At 37.0% G+C, this 20,611-nt stretch carries 21 protein-coding genes and 1 pseudogene; 15 read left to right on the forward strand and 7 right to left on the reverse strand.

All coding sequences use genetic code 11. The features are described from left to right. Positions 1–132: 132 nt before the first annotated feature. Positions 133–282, reverse strand: coding sequence for a 50S ribosomal protein L33 (rpmG, locus tag RSC39_RS00420; protein WP_003132258.1), 150 nt, complete (start codon positions 280–282; stop codon positions 133–135). Positions 283–311: 29 nt separating this feature from the next. Continuing rightward, on the reverse strand, positions 312–485 hold the full coding sequence (gene rpmF, locus RSC39_RS00425) for a 50S ribosomal protein L32 (protein WP_010905107.1): 174 nt from the start codon (positions 483–485) through the stop codon (positions 312–314). Positions 486–847: 362 nt separating this feature from the next. Here rpmF and RSC39_RS00430 point away from each other — a divergent pair, with 362 nt between their 5' ends. Then, positions 848–2,629 (forward strand): heavy metal translocating P-type ATPase, encoded by a 1,782-nt coding sequence (locus RSC39_RS00430; RefSeq protein WP_332534296.1) that lies wholly within the window; start codon positions 848–850, stop codon positions 2,627–2,629. A 52-nt stretch (positions 2,630–2,681) separates the two neighbouring features. On the opposite strand, the gene RSC39_RS00435 is transcribed toward RSC39_RS00430, so the two are convergent. The 3 genes from RSC39_RS00435 to RSC39_RS00445 are packed head-to-tail and all read right to left on the reverse strand — an operon-like array spanning position 2,682 to position 5,313. Continuing rightward, on the reverse strand, positions 2,682–3,467 hold the full coding sequence (locus RSC39_RS00435; RefSeq protein ID WP_063281558.1) for a ParB/RepB/Spo0J family partition protein: 786 nt from the start codon (positions 3,465–3,467) through the stop codon (positions 2,682–2,684). A 54-nt stretch (positions 3,468–3,521) separates the two neighbouring features. Further along, positions 3,522–4,781, reverse strand: coding sequence for a replication-associated recombination protein A (locus RSC39_RS00440; RefSeq protein WP_332534299.1), 1,260 nt, complete (start codon positions 4,779–4,781; stop codon positions 3,522–3,524). Between the two features lie 43 nt (positions 4,782–4,824). After that, the gene (locus tag RSC39_RS00445) at positions 4,825–5,313 is read right to left on the reverse strand and encodes a GNAT family N-acetyltransferase (RefSeq protein ID WP_063281556.1); all 489 of its coding nucleotides are present in this window, start codon (positions 5,311–5,313) and stop codon (positions 4,825–4,827) included. Positions 5,314–5,485: 172 nt separating this feature from the next. Here RSC39_RS00445 and RSC39_RS00450 point away from each other — a divergent pair, with 172 nt between their 5' ends. The 9 genes and pseudogenes from RSC39_RS00450 to RSC39_RS00490 all read left to right on the forward strand — a co-directional run bounded on the left by RSC39_RS00450 (position 5,486) and on the right by RSC39_RS00490 (position 14,389). Next, entirely contained in the window at positions 5,486–5,953 is a 468-nt protein-coding gene (locus tag RSC39_RS00450) for a DUF3013 family protein (protein WP_332534301.1), read from the forward strand. 29 nt (positions 5,954–5,982) lie between these two features. Further along, positions 5,983–7,536, forward strand: coding sequence for an ABC-F family ATP-binding cassette domain-containing protein (locus RSC39_RS00455; RefSeq protein WP_011675149.1), 1,554 nt, complete (start codon positions 5,983–5,985; stop codon positions 7,534–7,536). 74 nt (positions 7,537–7,610) lie between these two features. After that, positions 7,611–7,895, forward strand: coding sequence for a hypothetical protein (locus RSC39_RS00460; protein ID WP_332534304.1), 285 nt, complete (start codon positions 7,611–7,613; stop codon positions 7,893–7,895). 99 nt (positions 7,896–7,994) lie between these two features. After that, positions 7,995–8,372, forward strand: a pseudogene (locus RSC39_RS00465) (class I SAM-dependent methyltransferase); the annotation flags it as partial. A 282-nt stretch (positions 8,373–8,654) separates the two neighbouring features. Beyond that, a complete protein-coding gene (locus RSC39_RS00470) occupies positions 8,655–9,143 on the forward strand; it encodes a YdeI/OmpD-associated family protein (protein WP_332534663.1) in 489 nt (162 codons plus the stop codon). Between the two features lie 12 nt (positions 9,144–9,155). Then, complete coding sequence (prmA, locus tag RSC39_RS00475; protein ID WP_332534305.1) at positions 9,156–10,109, forward strand: 50S ribosomal protein L11 methyltransferase; 954 nt, start codon at positions 9,156–9,158, stop codon at positions 10,107–10,109. Positions 10,110–10,228: 119 nt separating this feature from the next. After that, on the forward strand, positions 10,229–10,981 hold the full coding sequence (locus RSC39_RS00480; protein WP_332534306.1) for a 16S rRNA (uracil(1498)-N(3))-methyltransferase: 753 nt from the start codon (positions 10,229–10,231) through the stop codon (positions 10,979–10,981). A 28-nt stretch (positions 10,982–11,009) separates the two neighbouring features. After that, positions 11,010–11,966, forward strand: coding sequence for a polysaccharide deacetylase family protein (locus RSC39_RS00485; protein ID WP_332534308.1), 957 nt, complete (start codon positions 11,010–11,012; stop codon positions 11,964–11,966). 200 nt (positions 11,967–12,166) lie between these two features. Next, the gene (locus RSC39_RS00490; RefSeq protein ID WP_063281548.1) at positions 12,167–14,389 is read left to right on the forward strand and encodes a bifunctional (p)ppGpp synthetase/guanosine-3',5'-bis(diphosphate) 3'-pyrophosphohydrolase; all 2,223 of its coding nucleotides are present in this window, start codon (positions 12,167–12,169) and stop codon (positions 14,387–14,389) included. A gap of 13 nt (positions 14,390–14,402) precedes the next feature. On the opposite strand, the gene RSC39_RS00495 is transcribed toward RSC39_RS00490, so the two are convergent. Beyond that, the gene (locus RSC39_RS00495) at positions 14,403–15,338 is read right to left on the reverse strand and encodes a glycosyltransferase family 2 protein (protein ID WP_332534310.1); all 936 of its coding nucleotides are present in this window, start codon (positions 15,336–15,338) and stop codon (positions 14,403–14,405) included. A gap of 189 nt (positions 15,339–15,527) precedes the next feature. On the opposite strand from RSC39_RS00495, the gene dtd reads away from it, so the two are divergent. From dtd to RSC39_RS00520, 5 genes are all read left to right on the forward strand, one after another. Continuing rightward, positions 15,528–15,983 (forward strand): D-aminoacyl-tRNA deacylase, encoded by a 456-nt coding sequence (gene dtd, locus RSC39_RS00500; RefSeq protein WP_332534312.1) that lies wholly within the window; start codon positions 15,528–15,530, stop codon positions 15,981–15,983. Further along, positions 15,976–16,971 carry a TMEM175 family protein gene (locus RSC39_RS00505; protein WP_332534314.1) on the forward strand — a complete coding sequence of 332 codons (996 nt, stop codon included), beginning with the start codon at positions 15,976–15,978 and terminating at the stop codon, positions 16,969–16,971. The genes dtd and RSC39_RS00505 overlap by 8 nt, the downstream gene beginning before the upstream one ends. Before the next feature lie 2 nt (positions 16,972–16,973). Continuing rightward, on the forward strand, positions 16,974–17,597 hold the full coding sequence (locus RSC39_RS00510) for an HAD family phosphatase (RefSeq protein WP_332534316.1): 624 nt from the start codon (positions 16,974–16,976) through the stop codon (positions 17,595–17,597). A gap of 134 nt (positions 17,598–17,731) precedes the next feature. Beyond that, positions 17,732–19,141 (forward strand): amino acid permease, encoded by a 1,410-nt coding sequence (locus RSC39_RS00515; protein WP_332534318.1) that lies wholly within the window; start codon positions 17,732–17,734, stop codon positions 19,139–19,141. A 146-nt stretch (positions 19,142–19,287) separates the two neighbouring features. Then, positions 19,288–19,929 (forward strand): 1-acyl-sn-glycerol-3-phosphate acyltransferase, encoded by a 642-nt coding sequence (locus RSC39_RS00520; RefSeq protein ID WP_011675161.1) that lies wholly within the window; start codon positions 19,288–19,290, stop codon positions 19,927–19,929. Positions 19,930–19,957: 28 nt separating this feature from the next. On the opposite strand, the gene RSC39_RS00525 is transcribed toward RSC39_RS00520, so the two are convergent. Then, complete coding sequence (locus RSC39_RS00525; RefSeq protein WP_332534666.1) at positions 19,958–20,467, reverse strand: MarR family transcriptional regulator; 510 nt, start codon at positions 20,465–20,467, stop codon at positions 19,958–19,960. Between the last annotated feature and the right edge of the window lie 144 nt (positions 20,468–20,611).

Genomic DNA, 20,611 nt, shown 5'->3' on the forward strand with positions numbered 1-20,611 from the left:
AAGTTTAACTTTCTCAAAGGTAGAGAAAAAGGTAGAGATTCAATTGACTTTTATTGCGATATAATGAAATTTAAAAAAACAAGAATCGCTCTAAATCAAAGTTTTACACAAATATTGCTGTGTAATGAATCCTTATTTAACTTCTTTAAAGATTACGTGTTTACGCAATTTTTTAGAGTATTTTTTAAGTTCCAATTTGTCTGGAGTGTTGCGTTTGTTCTTTTGAGTAAGGTACAGACGTTCACCAGATTCTTTGTGTTCAAGTGTAATATTTACGCGCATGATAGTCCCTTTCTATAACTTTTGTCGAATTATTTAGTGTCGCGAACTTTGCGGCCTTTGTAGTAGCCTTTAAGTGAAACGCGATGTGAGTGACGGTAGTCACCAGTAGTTTCGTCAAAAGTAACAGTTGGAGCTGTCAATTTGTAATGTGTACGACGACGGTTTTTCTTTGCTGATGAAGTGTGACGTGCAGGTACTGCCATTGTTTTTTTCCTCCGTAGAATTTTATCTCGTTCTTGCAGAGTGCAAAAACGTACTTTATTAGTATAGCATAAATTTTCAGAAATGCAAGTTTTGTAAAGTAAAATTACTTGACAAATTTTACTGACCAATCTGTCAGCAAAATATCAGCTTTTAAAAGTACTGACAAATATCTTTGACAGCTAAATTTATAGGGACTTTAGCATAAATTTGATAAAATGTAAGTAACTTATCGGATTACTTAAAAATTTAAGCTCAGCTTCGAAAGAATCAAAGCGGCGTAAGGAGAAGACATTCAGGTCGTAAAAACTCCAAACAAAGCAGGGCAATGTTCTAGGACAATTAAATTTTTAAGGAGAAATGAATGAAAAACTGGAAAAAACTGATTCTTGTTTTTGTCATCGCAGGCGTAGCATTGATTGCTTACTTTGGCTTTAATCAGCCTTTTTTGGCGCGTCTAGTCGTCACAATTGCTGGGGGAGTTTTGGCTCTCTCAATGTTGATTGAAATGATCAAAACCCTACGAAGTGGCTCTTATGGTGTAGATTTATTAGCCATCACGGCCATTATTGCGACTTTACTGGTGGGAGAATATTGGGCTTCACTGATTATTATTCTCATGCTTGTTGGAGGAGAAAGTTTAGAGGATTATGCCAATGGTCGTGCTCACCGTGCCTTAGCAGCTCTACTTGACAAGTCGCCTGAAATTGCACATGTACAAACAGGAGATAAGGTAGTTGATTTGCCACTGGACCATGTTGAGATTGGTAGTGTTTTATTGATTAGACCAATGGAAATTATTCCAATTGATGGGAAACTTCTGTCGGAAGCTGTTGTGCTTGATGAGGCTTCACTGACTGGTGAAACAAAGCCTAATGAATTAGTCAGAGGCGACAATGTTCTTTCGGGAGCTATTAACGGTAACTCAAGCATTCAAATCGAGACAAGGGTTGCTGCAGCGGATTCACAGTTTCAAAAAATCGTACAATTAGTTAAGGAAACGGAAAAAACACCAGCTCAATTTGTGCGTTTAGCTGACCGTTATGCTGTTCCCTTTACAATTATTGCTTATATCATCGCAGCAGTTGCTTATTTTATTTCGGGAGATCCAGTCCGAATTGCGGAAGTGTTAGTAGTGGCAAGTCCTTGTCCCTTAATTTTGGCCGCACCGATTGCTTTTGTTTCAGGAATGAGCCGCTCAAGTCAAAATGGGGCTTTAATCAAAAATGGGACCGTCATTGAAAAATTAGCAAAAGCTCAAGAAATATTTTTAGATAAAACGGGAACCATTACTGAAGGAACAATCAAAGTTGACAGTATAAAGCCAGTAAAATCAGGAAATGAAGCGGAACTTTTACAGCTAGTTTACACAGTTGAAAAATCAAGTGGTCACATTTTGGCCAAAGCGGTTGTTGAATATGCAGAAACTAAAAAGATTCAACCTCTAAAATTAACTTCTTTAACTGAGGTCGCAGGCCTTGGAGTAATTGGAGAGATTGATGGTGAAGAAATTAAAATTGGCCGTAGTTCATTTGCTTTTGCTCCAGATAATCTAAATTATGAGACAGCTTTTTATGTCAGTAAATCTGGAAGATATATTGGTGCCGTCACTTTTTCAGATACTCTACGACCCGAAGCAAAAGCAACAATTGCTCAGATGAGAAAAATTGGACTTGAAAACATCACAATGCTAACCGGTGATAACCAACTTGTTGCTGACAAAATTGCCAAAAGTGTGGGGATTGACAATGTCTATGCAGGACTGATGCCAGATGAAAAATTGAAGTTTATTCAAAATGCAACTCATCGACCAGTCATTATGGTTGGAGACGGGGTTAATGATGCGCCAGCATTAGCAACAGCCGATATTGGAATTTCGATTGGTGTCGGTTCAGGAACAGTTGCTAGTGAAGCAGCCGATATTGTTTTGCTGCAAAATGACCTTAGAAAGGTCACAACATCTATCGAAATTAGTCGTGACACTTTAAAGATTGCTAAACAAGCAGTCATGATTGGGATTGTCATTTGTATTATTCTAATGTTCATTGCTGCTCTAGGAGTGATTCCCGCAGTGATTGGAGCCTTGTTCCAAGAAATCATTGACGTTGTTTCCATTCTTTATGCACTTCGGGCTTTAAGAGGATAAATAAAAAATTTACTGACAAAATGCTCAAGAGTCCTCTGTCAGTAAATTTTCTTTATTTTTTGAGCAATTCAATCAAATGTTCAAGCTCATCAAGATTATCAAAATGGAGCGACAACTTTCCTTGATATTTTTTATTTGCTTGAATTTTAACTTTATTTCCCAACTTTTTCATCAGTTCTTTTTCGGTTTCGTCAGTAAAAAGATTGATATTTGAGTTACTGACAGACTTGTCAGTAACTTTTTCTTCGCCATAAATAATAGCTTCAAGCTCCCTGACATTGAGCTGTTCGCTGATGATTTTATCGACCAATTCTAATTGCTTTTTGGGATTTTTTTCGGCTAAGAGCGTTCGGGCATGAGCAGGGGAAAGAGTTCTATTCTCAACATGCTTCAAAATTTCATCAGGTAGACCAAGCAAACGAATCAAATTAGAAACATAAGATCTTGATTTTCCGAGGGCCTTAGCAATTTCATCATGAGTCATGCCTAATTTGTCAGAGAGTTGTGCAAGACTTTTAGATTCTTCTAAAGGGTTGAGATTTTCCCTCTGTAAATTTTCCAAAATCGATAGAGTCATCATCTCCTCATCCGAGTAGGTCCGAATAATTGCTGGGATTGTTTCTAATCCAGCTAATTTTGAAGCTTGAAAACGACGTTCGCCTGCCAATAATTCATAACCAATTAACTTCGATTTACGAACAATAATCGGCTGTAGAACACCATTTTCTTTGATAGAATTGGCCAGTTCTCTTAAGCGGTCCTCATCAAAAACAAGACGAGGCTGATAGGGGTTTTTGACAATTGTTGATAATTTGAGTTGAGTGATTTCTTCTGTCATCTTTTTCACTTTCTGTCAGTAAATGTTAAGATTTTATATTTACTGACAGATTTGTCAGCTCCTCTTTTTTTGTTCATCAATCCATTCTTTCCGACTATGGAGGGCTTTTTCATATCTCCCCATATCATCTGGACGGAAGTAGTCTGCATTTTTAATTTTATCTGGTAAATATTGTTGATTTACCCAGTGGTCTGGGAAATTATGAGCATATTGATATTCTACAGACCGTCCTAATTCTTTAGCTCCGGCGTAATGACCATCTTGTAAATGCGGTGGCACAGCAAGATTTCCATATTTTCCCAAGTCCGAAAGGGCTTCGTCCATTGCTAAATAAGCTGAGTTTGATTTTGGAGATAAGGCCAAATCAATAATGATATTGGCAAGAGGAATTCGTGCTTCTGGGAACCCTAATTTCTCAGCTGCTGATAAGGCTGTAACGGTATGTACTGCAGCATCGGGATTGGCTAAACCAATATCTTCATAGGCCATGACAGTCAAACGACGTGCTAGACTTTGTAAGTCCCCTCCCTCAATCAAACGTGCAGCATAGTGTAAACTTGCATTGACATCAGATCCGCGAATTGATTTTTGCAGAGCAGACAGCAAATCGTAATGAGCATCCCCATCCTTATCAAAAGTTGCTGCTTTTCTTTGCAAAGAATTTTCCATATCATCTAGGGTAACGCGGTGTTCGTTTGAAGAAAGAACAGCTAATTCTAAGGCATTAAATGTAGAACGTAAGTCTCCATTGGTTGAGTGAACTAAGAAATAGAGCGCATCATCTTCAATAGTCACATCAAAATCAAAGCCTCGTTCTTTATCTTGTAAACTTAGGTTTACAGCAAATTCTAAATCCTCTGGTTCAAGAGCTTTCAGTTCAAAAATTTGAACACGAGAGCGAATGGCAGGTACAACTGAAAAATAAGGATTTTCAGTCGTTGCTCCAATTAATATAATTTGTCCGTTTTCTAAAAGTGGTAAAAGAAAATCTTGTTTTGGTTTATCTAAACGATGGATTTCATCAAGAAGTAAAACAAGCTGACCAGAAAATTCTGCTTCAGAAGCAATTTCTTGGAGCCTTTTTTTAGTATCAGTTGTTGCATTAAATGTTCTAAAAGCAATGTTCATGGTTCCAGCAATTGCTGAAGCAATTGAAGTTTTACCGATGCCTGGAGGACCATAGAGAATCATACTTGAAAGAAGTTGAGTTTCCACCATTCTGCGGATGATTTTTCCTTTACCAACTAAATGTCTTTGACCAACAATTTCATCGATATTGCGAGGTCTCATTCGTCTTGCAAGATTTTGTACCATATCATTCTCCAATCAAAAAGTTTACAAGCAGTGTAAACCAAATTTACATGAGGCTTTTATCAAGATAAAAAGCTAAGAAGCAGTCATCAACATAATCTCCATCAATGAAAAATTCTTTTTTCAAGCGTCCTTCTTCAACAAAGCCGAGTTTATTGTAAAGGGCCAGAGCAGCCGGATTTGAGCCCATAACTTGAATTGTAATTTTTTTGAAGCCTTCTTTTTGAGCTAAATCAATAAAAAAATTAATCAATGCTGTCGCAATTCCTCTACCTCGGGATTCTTTTGCGGTCATGAGGCCAAAAGTGACAATATGCTTGCCAAAGCCTGATTTATGGCGAAAACCATAATCAAGGATTCCAAGAATTTCACCATGTTCTTCAGCTAACAAATAAGTGGTCCCGCTCATGATTTTGCTGATGATTTTCTCTGCTGATGAGTCCATGATATGTGGGGTAGAAGCCAAGGTCCAATTTTCGTTTTCGAGTTGAGCGACTTTGACAAAGTCGCGAGGTTCTATTTTTCTAATTTCCATTAATATATCTCCAAATTCTAAAAAGTAAGGGATAAAAAAGAAAAAACTATCCATTTTGTTTTATTAAATATAAAAAAGTGCTTTTAAAAGACTTATTTATTAAGTCTTGCTGCTTTTATAGAGCAAATTTTTGTTATAATTATTTTAACATAATATGAAGAGGGTGTGAACAATGGCCAAATTTGGATTTTTAGATGTTTTGGAAGAAGTCTTGGAAAAAGGATTTTCTTATGATTTTGAGATGAATTGGGACAAGCGTAATTTTGCGGTGGAAATTAGCTTTTTGCTAGAAGCGGAAAACACTTTTGGAACTCTGTTAACTGACGCAGAGGGTGTTGAATCTGATGAAAATATTGTCTATGAAGATGCGATAATTTTCTACAATCCTGCTAAGTCAAGTTTTGATGAGAATGACTATCTAGCAGCAATTCCTTACACTGATAAGGGCTTATCTCGTGAATTTTTGACTTATTTTGCTCAATTTTTACAGGAAAGTGCTGACCAAGGTTTAGATGATTTGATGGATTTCTTAGCCGATGAATCTGCGGAAGAATTTTCTGTAAAATGGGATGAAGAAGCTTTTGAAAGTGGACTTTCTGGTCTATCGGAAACAGACTTTTATAAATATCCGCGCTACTAAAAATTTTAGAAAGAATTAACAAATAAACAATGAGTATTTTAAATGTAAAAAATCTATCCCACGGTTTTGGTGACCGTGCCATTTTTGAAGATGTGAGTTTCCGTTTGCTTAAAGGCGAACATATCGGTTTTGTTGGGGCAAATGGTGAGGGTAAATCGACTTTTATGAATATCATCACAGGAACGTTGGTTCCTGATGAGGGGAAAGTTATCTGGTCGAAAAAGCACCGTGTGGGCTACATGGACCAGCATGCGGCACTTGGAAAAGGTAAAACAACCCGTGAAGCACTAGCTGAGGCCTTTCAATATCTTTTTGATATTGAGGAAGAAATCAATGATACTTACCTGAAAATGGCAGAAATGTCAGAAGATGAAATGAATGCAGCACTTGAAAATGTCGGAGAACTTCAAGAAGAATTAGATAATAGTGATTTTTATCTGATTGATGCAAAAGTTGAAGAAACGGCTCGAGGGCTCGGTTTAACACCACTTTTAGATAAAGATGTGGCTGAACTTTCTGGTGGGCAAAGAACGAAAATCTTACTTGGTAAACTTTTGCTTGAAAAACCTGACATTTTGCTTTTGGACGAACCAACGAACTATTTGGATGAAGAACATATCTTATGGTTGAAAAATTATCTGAAAAACTATGAGAATGCTTTTATTTTGATTTCGCATGATGTGCCTTTTATGGACGAAGTGGTCAATATTATTTATCATGTACATGGTCTTGGAATTACGCGTTATTCAATGGGTTACGCAGAATTTGAACGGGTATTTGAAGAGAAAAAAGCGCAACTTGAAGCTTTGCATAATGCACAGGTGGCTGAACAAGCTAAGCTTAAAGATTTCATTGCTCGTAAAAAAGCGAATGTGGCAACTTCTGGACAAGCGAAAGCTCGTGAGAAAAAATTGGCGAAAATGGAAATCGTTGAAACAATTTCTGAAAAACCAAAACCACAATTTGACTTTAAATTTAGCCGTAAACCAAGTCGTCTGATTTTTGAAGCTAAAGATTTAGTTATTGGATACAATGAACCTTTGTCGTCAGAAATTAATTTAAAAGTAGAATCTGGACAAAAAATTGCTTTTATTGGTTCCAACGGGATTGGTAAATCAACCTTGCTTAAGAGCTTAATGGGCTTGATTCCAAGTCTTGATGGTGAAGTTGAAAAAGGAAATTTCCAAGAGATTGCTTATTATGAGCAAGAAATCAAAAATCCATCACAAAAGACAGTTCTTGATGATTTATGGGACGAATATCCAAGCTGGAATCAAGCGGAACTCCGCGGAGCACTGGCACGCGTTGGCTTAACGGCTAAGCAAATTGAATCTCGTGTTTATGTACTCTCTGGAGGAGAGCAAGCAAAATTACGTTTTGCTAAATTGATGAATACAGAATCAAATATTCTCATCTTGGACGAACCGACTAACCATTTGGACGTGGACGCCAAAGATGAACTCAAACGTGCACTTATCGCATATCCAGGAACCGTTTTGATGGTTTCACATGAACCTGAATTTTATGAAGGCTTGGTTTCTGATGTCATTAATTGTGAAGAATGGACGACACGAATTTTGTAATTCCTGATTAATCTTAAACAAGTTCATCTCTAATTTTTCCTAAAAATTAGTAGTTAAACAGTATTAGGAGAAAAATGACTCAAACACCTTATCCTTGGGAAAATCCACAACAAGATTATAAAGTGACTTTGGCAAAACGCCGCTCAGAACGTCGTTATCGAAGTTTACAACTGGCAAAAACACTCAAAATTTTACTGACGGAATTTAAAAAATACGATGTGAATAAATTTAATTCAGAGATTTTGGATTGGATTGAAGCGCTCAGAAACAATGCTGAATATATTGATGATGAAGATTTTTCGTCAGCAAAAAAATTTGTTGCGAAAATGAAACGAGAACTGAAAAAACTTGAAAAATGAACTTTTAGACTGACAAGTGAGAAAAGGTGAAAAATGAAAGTAAGTTTGCAAAATTATTTTGACCAGTGGGAAAGCCCTTGGATGCAACTTTACTATCGCATGGTTTGGGAGCAGCTGTCAGCAGAAATTTCACTGACAGATAAGAAAATTTTGGATTTTGGTTCAGGATTTGGTTGGAATGCCAATCATTTGGCTGACAGAAATAGTGTGATTGCCATTGAGCCAAATTCTGAAATGGTGAAAAATCGTCAGCAAACCAATCATTACCAGCAAATTACTGGCGGACTTTCTGAGCTCAGAAAATTTAATGACGAAGGTTTTGACCTCATTTTATGTCATAATGTTTTTGAGTATGCACCTAGTGAACGTGCGGAAATACTGCGTGAATTTGACAGACTGCTCAGTAAAAATGGGCTGATTTCGATTGTCAAACATAATCATGCGGGGGCCTTGATGCAGAAAATTGTCTTTGAAAATGCGCTCAATGAAGCTCATGATTTGATGACTGGCTCATCAAAAACCAATCAAATGTTTGGTAAGATTCATTATTATGAGCTGGCAGATTTATTATCTACCGACAGTTCTCTAAAGATTGATAAAACCTACGGTTTACGGACTTTCTGGGCTTTACAGCCTAATGAGTTTAAAATAGAGCCTGATTGGGCAGATAAAATGTTTAAAGTCGAATGGGAAGTTTGTGACAAGCCTGAATTTGTGGCGATTTCGTTTTTCAATCATCTGATTTTGAGGAAAAATAATGTGACCATTTATAAATTTCAAGCCGAGCTTGAAATTATCGGCATTAATCCCTTTGTGGCTCTGCCGATAGATATTTTGCAACATATTTTTATCGATTCAGGCCGAAAAAAATCGCCCATTGCTATTTGTGGTCAGGTTAATGGCAAGGATTACAAGCAAAATCTCATGTTTTTCAAAGGGGATTGGCGTTTGTATGTGAATACGACCATGCTAAAAAATTCTCCAAAAAGAATTGGTGAGTTGGTAGATTTTACAATTGCTTATGATTCAGAGCCGCGAGTGGTCAAACAACCCCAAGTGCTGAGCGAAGCATTAGCCAAAAATCTGGAAGCAAAAGAAGTATTTGAACAATTGACAGCTTCTAAACAACTTGAAATTAACCGCTATATCTCCAGATTGAAGACAGATGAAGCCATCGGGCGAAATGTGGCACGGGCCATTGGTTTTTTGCTGGGAAAGAATGGGTTTGTTGGTAGGGATAAACCATAGAAAGAAATAAAAATGAATAACTGGAACTCAATCACTATAAAAATCAGTCGTGAAGCCGAAGAAGCTATTTCAGCTTTGCTGATAGAAGCAGGTTCGGCGGGTGTTGAAATCAATGACAGTGCTGATTACCTCAATCACGAAGACCAATTTGGGGAAGTTTTACCCGAAATTGAGCAATCTGAACTCATTGAAATCACGGCTTATTATCCAGAAAATATGCCAATTGTGGAATTAAAAGCCGAAATTGAACATAAAATCGCCAATTTAGCTGATTATTTTTCACTGACAGGTTTGTCAGTAACAACAAATAATCTGTCAGAAACAAATTGGGCAGAAGCTTGGAAAAAATATTTTGAACCGGCACGTATCACTCATGATTTAACGATTGTCCCAAGTTGGACGAAGGATTATGTGGCGACAGGTTCTGAAAAATTGATTCGCCTTGATCCGGGAATGGCTTTTGGGACTGGGACACATCCAACGACAAAAATGTCACTCTATGCTTTGGAGCAAGTTTTGCGCGGCGGTGAAACTCTGCTTGACGTCGGAACGGGTTCGGGAGTTCTATCTGTTGCAGCGACTTATCTTGGTGCGGCAGAAATTTTTGCTTACGATATTGATGAAGTAGCTGTGCGCGTGGCTTTAGAAAATATTGAACTCAACCCTGGTCATGAAAAAATTCATGTGTCAGCAAACAATCTTCTTGAAGGAATTGATAAAAAAGCGGACGTGATTGTGGCCAATATTTTAGCTGATATTCTTGTTTTAATGACGGACGATGCTTTCCGCTTGGTTAAAGAAGAAGGTTATCTCATTATGTCAGGAATTATTGCTGACAAAGCGGATATGGTCATTGCATCAGCAGAAAATGCTGGATTTTTCCTTGAAACACGCATGATTCAAGGCGAATGGAACTGTCTGATTTTCAAGAAAACGGAAAATCGGGAAGGGGTAATTGGAGGATAAAATTTCATTTAAATCATATTAGGACCTCGGAAATGAGTGCTTTATCTTTTAGCAAATGATAAAATAAAGTGAACAATTCATTGAAGTGAATTTTATGAAATAGATGATTGGAAGAGAAAATGGCTAACCAATATTTTGTATTTAAAGAATTACCAAAAATCGGTGAAAAATTTACCATTGAAAACCAAGCCGCAGCTCACCATATTTTTACGGTCATGCGGGCACAGGCCGGTGATCAGTTACGCTTAGTTTTTGAAGAGGGAAAAATTGGCCTGTCAGAAATTATTTCGCCAGCTGACCAGTCGGTCAGACTGATTGAATTACTGACAGATTTATCAGAATTACCTGTCCAAGTCACAGTTGCAGTTGGTTTTCCTAAAGGTGATAAATTAGATTTTATTGTTGAAAAATCAACTGAATTAGGCGCCACAGCCATTTGGTCAGCACCTTTTAAAGCTTCTGTCAGTAAATGGGATCACAAAAAACTGACAAAAAAACAAGAAAAATTGGAAAAAGTTGCTCTAGGAGCCGCCGAGCAATCTCGCAGACAATTGATTCCTGAAATTCAATTATTTGACCAATTTTCTAGATTGACAGAGCAATTTTCTGATTTTGACCAGGTTCTTGTAGCCTATGAAGAGTCGGCAAAAATGGGCGAAACATCAATGCTTAAACAAGCACTGACCGAGCTGTCAGCAAATCAAAAAGTCCTGATTATTTTTGGGCCAGAAGGTGGAATTAGTCCTGATGAAATTGCAAAATTTGAGAATCTAGGGGCAAAAATGATTGGCTTAGGACCACGAATATTGCGAGCAGAAACAGCTCCCTTATACGCTTTATCAAGTATCTCAGCTTATTTTGAATTATTATAAATAAAGAAAAATTTTTAGGAAATCGATTATGAAAAAACGTGTACAACGTAACAAAAAACGAATTCGCTGGGCTTCAGTCCTCACAGTTTTCGTTCTTTTAATTGGAATAATTGCAATTGCTTTTGCTGCCGTTCATCTGCTAAGTCCTAAAGCAAATACTAGTCAAAAAAGTAGTCAAACTTCAAGACAAGAAAAAACCAAAAGCACTGTCCCATCTAGTTCTTCTCAACCTAAAGAAACAAAATGGCTCACTGGAACTAACGAAAATCAATTGCCTATTATGATGTTCCATTATGTTACTTCAAGAGCTGACCAATTGCCACAAGATAGTAACAACATCAATATTGTTACCTTTGAGAATGAGTTAAAAGCGCTGAAAAGTCAAGGTTATACGACAGTCAGTGGAACGGATGCCCAAAAAATTCTGACGACCAAAGAAAAACCTAGTGACAAAATGGTTTGGCTTACTTTTGATGACGGTTCAGTGACCATGTATACTGATATTTTCCCATTACTGAAAAAATATAATATGCATGCTACGAATTTCATTATCACAGGATTTGTAAATAAAGCTCAAGGGGGAATTTTGAGTTGGGAGCAAATCAAAGAAATGAAAGCAAGCGGACTTGTTGACTTTGGAAGTCATACAGTCAGTCATCCTGATTTAGGAACGCAAACTTTAGAGGCCCAACGAACAGAGCTAGAACAATCAAAAGCTGACCTTGACAAAAATCTGAACCAGCAAACCAATATGATTTGTTATCCAGCCGGTGGCTACAACCAAAATACCCTAAGCTTATCAACTGAATTAGGCTATAAATTTGGACTTCTTGATCCAGGACGTAATGGTGCTGTCGCCCAAGCAGCCAAAGAAAGTGATGGTCTATTAACACTGCCACGCTTTAGAATGATGAGTAGCACCACTGCTGAAGAAATGATGCAAATGATTCAACCAGCGACTGATTATAATGAAAAAAATAAATAAACTCCGAATAATCGGAGTTTTATCTTTATATTTTTAAGAGTCATCCTTTTGCTTAACTTGCAAATGTGATAGAATAGATTAAATTAAGTGAAATCAACCTTAACTTATAAAATTTGATGAGATAATACATTAATCCAATAAGGAGGAAAACTGGCCACCATTTTAAAGTTTATTTTTAAAATGGTCTAGTATATCAAGCTATGCCTTCAGAACCAGTCTTAACCGGAGCAGAAGTTGTCAATATCTGCTCTGAATACATGAATGAAACTGACCTTTTACTCGTAGAAAAAGCACTTGCCTGTGCTTCACTTGCCCATGCCGACCAATATCGTGCTTCTGGCGAAGCCTATTTTGTTCATCCTACCCAAGTTGCAGGAATATTAGCCAAATTAAAACTGGATGCCGTTACCGTTTCCTGTGGTTTTTTGCATGATGTCGTTGAAGATACTAATTTTACTCAGGGGGACCTGCAAGAGTTATTTGGCGATGAAATTGCTGAAATAGTAGATGGTGTTACCAAGTTAGGTAAAGTTGAGTATAAGTCACACGAAGAACAATTGGCAGAAAACCATCGGAAGATGCTAATGGCTATGTCCAAGGATATCCGTGTTATTTTGGTCAAATTGGCTGACCGTTTGCACAATATGCGTACGCTTAAACATCTTCGTCCAGATAAACAAAAACGGATTTCACGTGAAACAATGGAAATCTATGCCCCCCTTGCTCATCGTTTAGGGATTGCCAGTATTAAGTGGGAATTAGAAGATCTATCCTTCCGTTATCTTGAAGAAGCGGAATTTTATCGCATTCGTGGTCTTATGAATGAAAAACGGACTGCTCGCGAAGCGCTCGTTACGGAAGTGATTGGAAAATTACAAGAACGTGTGGAAAAAGCAGGAGTGGATGCCGAAATTTATGGACGTCCGAAGCATATTTATTCTATTTATCGTAAAATGCACGATAAGAAAAAACGCTTTGATGAAATCTATGACTTGATTGCTATTCGCTGTATCACTGAAACAACAAGCGATGTTTATACAACTTTGGGCTATATTCATGACCTCTGGAAGCCAATGCCAGGACGTTTTAAAGATTATATTGCCAATCCGAAAGCCAATGGCTATCAATCTGTCCATACGACAGTTTATGGACCAAAAGGGCCAATGGAATTCCAGATTAGAACGCGGGAAATGCACCAAATTGCGGAATATGGGGTTGCCGCTCACTGGGCTTACAAACAAGGAATTAAAGCAAAAGTTGATGTTCATGAAATTTCTGAAACCTTGAATTGGATTCATGAACTCGTTGAATTGCGTGAAGAAGCAGGCGATTCAGCAGAAGATTTTGTCAAAGCCGTTCAAGAAGATATTTTATCAGATAAGATTTATGTCTTCACTCCAAATGGTGAAGTGCAAGAACTCCCTAGAGGCTCTGGTCCAATTGACTTTGCTTATGCGATTCACACTAAAGTTGGAGATCATGCGACGGGAGCTAAAGTAAATGGACGTATGAAACCTTTATCTGTTCAATTAAAAACAGGGGACCGAGTTGAAATTATTACCAGCTCAAGCTCTTTTGGACCAAGTCGTGACTGGATTAATTTAGTTAAAACCAATAAGGCTCGAAACAAAATTAAGCAATTCTTTAAAAACCAAGACAAAGAATTGTCGGTTAATAAAGGCCGTGAAATGTTGCAAGAAGCTTTGGAAGAAGCTGGCTTTGTTCCAAATCAGTATTTAGATAAAAAACACCTTGATGAAGTTTTCAATAAGATTAGTTATCGCAATGCCGAAGCTTTGTACGCGGCAATTGGTTTTGGTGAACTTTCGGCGACAACGATTGCTAATCGTTTAACTGAAAATGAACGCCGTGAAGCTGAGAGAGCTAAACAAAAAGCTGAAGCTGAAGAGCTGATGAAGGGTGAAGTTAAACGCGAATCAAGTAAAAATATCATGAAAATCCGCCACGATGGTGGTGTTAGCGTTTCTGGTATTGATAGTCTACTTGTTCGGATTGCCAAATGTTGTAATCCAGTTCCGGGTGACCAGATTGTTGGATATATTACAAAAGGTCGAGGCGTTTCTGTTCACAGGGCGGATTGTCAAAACGTGCGCAGTATGGAAGACTTTGAACAAAGACTTGTCGAAGTTGAATGGGATGATTCAGAGAACTTGGTCAAAGAATATGTTGCTAATATTGATGTCTATGGATTTAATCGTCCAGGATTGCTCAATGATGTGATGCAAGTTTTATCAAATTCGACTAAAAATTTGATTTCGATAAATGCTCAACCAACAAAAGATAAAAAAATGGCGAATATTCATATCGCTTTAGGGATTAAAAATTTATCAGATTTAACTTTGATTGTTGATAAAATCAAAATGACTCCTGATGTTTATTCGGTAAAACGGACAAATGCTTAAAAAAGAGCTTGACTTAGTCAAGCTCTTTTATATTAGATTCTTTAATAATGTAGTTGGGACGTCTTTTAGTTTCCAGAAATATTTTAGCAATGTATTTACCAATGATTCCAAGAGAGAGAAGTTGTAAGCCCCCCAAAAGTAAAATCAGGACAATGAGGGTCGGAAAACCCTGAACAGGGTCGCCAAAAATCAGTGTTTTAAGAAGATAAAAGATACTGAGTAGGACGGAAGCTAAAAAACTGATAAAACCAACAAAAGTTGCGATATTGAGAGGTGTTTCGGAAAAGTTTATAATCCCATCAATAGAATAACTAAGAAGTTGTCTAAAAGACCAAGAAGTCTGCCCAGCACTTCGTTCATGATTTTCATATTCTAAATAGGTGACTTCATAGCCTACCCAAGAGAATAAGCCCTTTGAAAAGCGATTGCTTTCTCTAAGCTCTAAAATACTGTCGACAACTTGCCGAGTCATTAAGCGAAAATCTCGTGCTCCTTCAACGATTGGCGTGGTAGAAACTTTATTAACAATTTTATAAAAGAAACGAGAGAAGAGGGAGTTAATCCACGGTTCTCCTTTACGGGAAATACGGCGCGCGCCAACGGAGTCATACCCCTCCAATAGTTTGTAATACATTGAAACTAGAAGTTCGGGGGGATCTTGCAAATCAACGTCCATCACAGTGACAAGCGGCTCTTTAGTGGCTTGCAACCCAGCAAGTAAAGCAGCCTCCTTCCCGAAATTTCTTGAGAAGCTAATGTAGTTGATATTATCGTGTTGTTTTGCTATTTTTTTTAATAGAGGAAGGGTTTGGTCAGTAGAACCGTCATTTACAAAGTAAAAAACTTTCTTTAATTCAAGATTTTCTGTTTTATTGTTGACCTCTCGAATAAAAATTTCAATGGTTTCTTGTTCATTATAGACGGGGATGACAATCGCTAATTCTTCCATTTTTTTCCTTAATTATTTTGTAATCTTATTTTTATGATTAATATTTAGAAGGTACCATACCTATCTATGATAATACCTAAAGAGGAGTATGATGTCAAGACATCTTAATTCCTCATTTTAAGAGAATACAGATTTTTTATGCTATACTGTCAGTAAATAAATTAACATAGGAGTGAAACATTAAGGGTTATGAGAATAGTAATTCAACGAGTAAAGTCAGCTTCTGTCAGTATTGATGGAAAAATTAAAGAAAAGATTAATCAGGGTTTTTTGCTTTTGGTTGGAGTTGAAGATGCTGACAGCAATTTTGATTTGGACTATGCGGTGCGTAAGATTGTTCAAATGAGAATCTTTTCAGATGAAGCTGATAAAATGAATCTCTCTGTTCAAGATATTCAAGGAGAAATCTTATCAATTTCTCAGTTTACTTTGTATGCGGAAACTAAAAAAGGTAATCGTCCGAGCTTTTCTGCGGCAGGAAAACCTGATTTTGCTAAAGCAATGTATGAAAAATTCAATGACAGTTTAGCTCAGATTGTGCCGGTTAAAGCAGGAATTTTTGGGGCAGATATTCAAGTAGAATTGATAAATGATGGCCCTGTCACGATTATTTTAGATACGAAAGAAGCTAGAAAAAATGCCTAAAAGATTGCAAAAGAGTAGCGTAAAAAAACGGGTTCCTGTTCGCTCTGTCAGTAAAATAAAAACTTATCAGACAGTAGAAAAACCTGACCAAATTGGTGAAATTTGGCAAAATAATATTATTCAATCGCTTGATGAAGATTATTCAAAAGAACAGGCCAAAAAACTGCAAAATAAAAAGATGACTGAGCGTCAGAAACGAAAAATTGAGGAAATGCAAAGCAATCCAGAGATGATTCAAGCGCGTGAAGAACTCAAAGAAGAATTTCTCAATACGCATCCACAGTATGCCAAGATGACCAGTGAGGAATTACAAGAATCAATGACCAGGCATGCTTTAGAGGATGAAAAGCTCAGAAAACAAAAGCTACGTCATCACATTGAAGCATTTGCTGACGGAATTATTGCGGTCATCATTACAATTATGCTCCTTGAAATTCCAGTGCCTTCTGGTAACCAAGGCTATTGGGAGTTCATCAGTTCAGTTGGAATCTTCTTAGTAAGTTTTGTTGTTACTGCTAATTTTTGGTTCAATCGTCACAAGATTTTTGCTCTGACAGAAGAAATTACGGAAAAAATCATTGTTCAAGATTTTATCTTTATCGGCTTACTTTCACTCATCCCACTCTTGACCAAATGGATTATGGTTGCTCCAACTTCATTTAGTGCTTTTAATTTTGGTTTGGTTTTAATTGTAATTTTACTTCAGCAAGAACTTTTAAGTTATTCGATTACTAAAGATCATTTTCGTAAGATGCCAAAATCTTTTAAATTTTGGCGTCGTGTCTGGACAATCCGACTATTTTCGACTATTCTAATGAATATTGCCATCATGATAATTGCCATTATTTTTCCATTTTATGGACATTGGCTCTTTGTGATTGTTCCGGTTTTTAATTTTTTATTCCGCATGGTCAATGACCGAAATCAGGAAGAAGAAGTTTATGCTGCGACACGTTCTATCGGTGTTCCTTATTTGAAAGAAGGTTAATAATGACTGTAAAAAATATTATTTTAGATTTGGGTGGCGTAATTTTAGATTTAGGTTTTACGCGAATGATTAATTCTTTTGAGCAACTGGGCGTCAAGGATTTTTCTAGTTACTTTAATCCACAAAAACAAGTTGATTTTTTTGAAGAACTAGAATTAGGACTTATATCACCAGACGTTTTCTACGATGAGTTTAGAAAAGCGACTAAAAGCCAGCTGACAGACGAAGTAATTGAAAAAAATTGGAATTTAATTCTAAAAGATTTTCAAAAAGAACGAATGAATTTACTGACAGACTTGTCAGCAAATTTTTCACTTTATCTTTTCTCAAATACTAACGCTATTCATGCTAAATGTTTTGAGCAACGTTGTATCGAACAAATGGGTCAGCCTCTAGCAACTTATTTTACAAAAGCCTATTATTCACATGATTTACATCTAAGAAAACCAACAGTTGAAAGTTTTCACGAGGTTCTCCGTCAGTCCAATTTAAAGGCTGATGAAACTTTATTTATTGATGACAATGCGGACAATATCTTAGGAGCACAGGCAGCAGGTCTAAAAACTTATCATCTGAAAGCACCAGAAGTACTGATAGAAATTGATTTTAATAAAATAATTTACTGACGAATCTGTCAGTATTTTTTTTGAAAAAATTTTTATACTGCATAAAGTTAATTCTTGACAATTGTCTGACAATTCGGTAAAATACAGTTTATTGAAATTATTTCGTTACAAATTCAGAAAAATGAGGATTTATTATGGGATTTATGAAAAAAGCTGATTTTGAGCTTTATCGTGATGCAGATAAACATTATAATCAGGTACTAACCACACGTGATTTTCTTGCACTAGGTGTTGGAACAATTATTTCAACTTCTATCTTTACCTTGCCAGGACAAGTTGCCGCTCAATTTGCGGGCCCAGGGGTTGTCTTTTCTTATCTACTTGCTGCTTTGGTCGCTGGTTTTGTTGCCTTGGCTTATGCTGAAATGTCAACAGTGATGCCATTTGCGGGTTCAGCCTACTCTTGGATTTCAGTCTTATTTGGTGAAGGTTTCGGCTGGATTGCTGGTTGGGCTTTGCTTGCGGAATATTTTATTGCCGTTGCCTTTGTTGGTTCAGGCTTCTCAGCAAATCTGCAACAATTGCTAGCGCCACTCGGTTTCCATCTCCCAAAAGTATTGGCCAATCCATTTGGTACAGACGGTGGAGTTGTCGATATTATTTCACTTTTAGTCATTTTACTCTCGGCAATTATTGTCTTTCGTGGGGCATCTGATGCTGGACGAATCAGTCAAATTCTTGTTGTGCTTAAAGTGGCGGCTGTTATTGCCTTCATCATTGTTGGGATTACGGTCATTAAGCCAGCAAATTACCATCCATTTATTCCACCACACAATCCGAAAACAGGTTTTGGTGGTTTCTCGGGGATTTGGTCTGGGGTGTCGATGATTTTCTTAGCCTATATTGGTTTTGATTCAATTGCCGCAAATTCAGCGGAAGCTAAAAATCCCCAAAAAACAATGCCGCGTGGAATTATTGGCTCACTACTTATTGCTGTTGTCCTTTTTGCGGCGGTGACACTCGTTCTTGTAGGAATGCACCCTTATTCGGCTTATGCTGGGAATGCAGCGCCAGTTGGTTGGGCCCTTCAACAATCAGGTTATTCTCTTTTATCGGAAGTTGTCACAGCGATTGCACTTGCCGGAATGTTTATCGCTCTTTTGGGAATGGTCCTTGCAGGTTCACGTTTGCTTTATGCTTTTGGACGCGATGGACTTTTGCCTAAAGGTTTAGGTAAAATGAATGCTCGAAATCTCCCAGCAAATGGTGTGTGGACCTTAGCTATTGTTGCTATTGTCATCGGGGCATTCTTCCCCTTTGCTTTTCTTGCTCAACTTATCTCAGCCGGAACTTTGATTGCCTTCATGTTTGTAACTCTTGGAATTTATTCGCTCCGTCGTCGTCAAGGAAAAGATTTACCAGAAGCAACTTATAAAATGCCTTTCTATCCAGTTTTGCCAGCTTTTGGTTTTCTTGGTTCATTATTTGTCTTTTGGGGACTTGATGTTCAAGCCAAACTCTATTCTGGAATTTGGTTCCTTATTGGAATTTTGATTTATTTTGCTTATGGAAATCGTCGAAGCAGAAAATCAGAGGAAAAATAAAAAATATGACAAAAAATGGTTTCAAAATTTTTGAGACCATTTTTTTGTCATTATTTTGAAGCTGACAAAAATTGCTAAAATAGCTAAAATAAGTTAAAATAGGGAAGTTATCAGCAACTTATGATATGAGGAGTAAACTATCTAAAATGAAAGAATATGAAAAACAACATCGAATCTTCTATGTCTTTTTACGCAATCTTGTCGCCTTTTTACTTTTCATTTTTAATGGAAAAAGTAAATATTACAATATCGACCGGATTCCTAAAGATGAAAATTATATATTAGTCGCCCCCCACCGAATGGCTTGGGAGCCAGTATGGTTTGCTTTTGCGACTCGTCCAAAACAATTTATTTTCATGGCCAAAAAAGAATTGTTTAAAGGATTTGGTGGTTGGTGGATTAAAATGTGTGGTGCTTTTCCGGTTGACCGTGAAAACCCAGGGACTAAACCCTTAAAACATGCCGTTAAAATGCTTAAAGAATCAGATAAATCAATGATTATGTTCCCTTCAGGTAGCCGTCATAGTGCCGAAATGAAAGGTGGCGTTGCGGTCATTGCTAAAATGGCAAAAGTTCGTATCGTACCAGCCGTTTATCAAGGACCTCTGACAATGAAAGGAATTTTCAAACGTCAAAAAGTTGCCATTAATGTTGGTCACCCTATTGATATTTCAGATATCAAAAAAATGAATGAAGAGGGAATTGCCGAAGTTAACCGCCGAATGGAAGTTGCTTTTGCTGAACTTGATAAAGAATTAAACCCTGATTTCCATTACGAAGCAAAATAAAAAAGAAAAACTCTAGCAAATTAATTTGCTAGAGTTTTTTGTCAGCTTGTTCTGAATCAAAAATTTGTCCTTCTGTTAGATTGAAATCAGACAGAAAATTTAAAATGATTGATTTTTCATTTTCGTTGTATTTATCAAAAATTTGTCCAAGCTTTAAATCCATGATTTTGTGCATCTTATCATGGATACTTGCTACTTTTAAGCCTTTAGTTGTGATATGGTAGTAAATTTTCTTTTTATCATTGTCCGCTTGATAAGTTGTTAGAAACTGATGTTTTATTAAATTTTGAACAGCACGGGTCACTCCCCCACGAGTGACTGATAATTTTGTGGCTAATTCAATACCAGTTAAATCTTTTTTGGTTAGGGCTGATAAAATGTGAAGAGCGACCACTGACAGAGTCAAAACTTCTTTTTCTAGTTTGTCATCATTTAATTGCTCTAAAATCCATTTTCTTTCTTGAGAGCGATTGTCAGTTGCATGACGCAGTTCATGCAATTCCTTTGAAATTTTTTTGTCCAAGTTTGCTGAGTTCATTTTATCCATTCTTATATTATATCACAGCCAGCCATACGAAATTTATTTCGTATGGCTGATTTTTGCTGACCAAAGAAGACCGATGATGGTTTGCAAAACCACTTTAACGAGCGAGTAAAAAGTCTAATGAAAGAGGTGAGGAAT

This window comes from Lactococcus sp. (assembly GCF_036648155.1).
Lineage (GTDB): Bacteria > Bacillota > Bacilli > Lactobacillales > Streptococcaceae > Lactococcus > Lactococcus cremoris.